At 75.9% G+C, this 806-nt stretch carries 1 protein-coding gene; it reads right to left on the reverse strand.

The genetic code is table 11. The annotated features are described in order from the left end of the window. Nucleotides 1-806: methionyl-tRNA formyltransferase (locus IH13_RS0115300; protein WP_031084754.1), on the reverse strand; the 806-nt coding region annotated here is incomplete at both ends.

The following is an 806-nucleotide window of genomic DNA, read 5'->3' on the forward strand; positions in this document are numbered from 1 at the left end:
GGCCCCCAGCGGCTCCCCGTGGGCGACGCGCACGCCCCGGGCCCAGTCGGCGGCCCGCATCGGCTTCTTGCCCTGCGGCTGGACCCAGAGGAGCTCGACGGCGTACGAACCGGTGCCCACGTACACGTTGTTCTTGCCCACGGACAGCTCGCCCGGGGCCAGGCCGGTGCGGTCCGGCACGGGTGCGGCCTGGACCAGCTTGAGGCGCTCGCCGCGGAAGAGCGTCCAGGCGCCCGGGGCGGGGGTGCAGCCGCGTACGACCCGGTCGACCCGCAGCGCCGGCTCCGTCCACCGCACCTGGGCGTCCTCGACGGTGAGCTTGGGGGCGAGGGTGACGCCTTCGGCGGGCTGCGGGACGGCGTGCAGGGTGCCGTCCTCGATGCCGTCCATGGTGGCCGCGAGCAGCCCGGCACCGGCGAAGGCCAGCCGGGTGAGCAGGTCGCCGCTGGTGTCGGTGGGCCGGACCTCCTCGGTCAGGACGCCGTAGACGGGTCCGGAGTCCAGCCCCTCCTCGATCAGGAAGGTCGACGCGCCGGTCACCTCGTCCCCGGCCATCACCGCGTGCTGTACGGGCGCGGCGCCGCGCCAGGCGGGCAGCAGCGAGAAGTGCAGGTTGACCCAGCCGCGGGCGGGCACGTCGAGGGCCGTCCTGGGCAGCAGCGCGCCGTAGGCGACCACGGGGCAGCAGTCCGGGGCGATCTCCCTCAGCCGGGCCAGGAAGTCCTCGTCGCGCGGCCGGGCCGGCTTGAGGACCTCGATGCCCGCCTCCTCGGCCCGTTCGGCGACGGGGCTGGCGACCAGCCGGC

Origin of the sequence: Streptomyces sp. NRRL WC-3549 (genome assembly GCF_000721935.1) — a bacterium.
Lineage (GTDB): Bacteria > Actinomycetota > Actinomycetes > Streptomycetales > Streptomycetaceae > Streptomyces.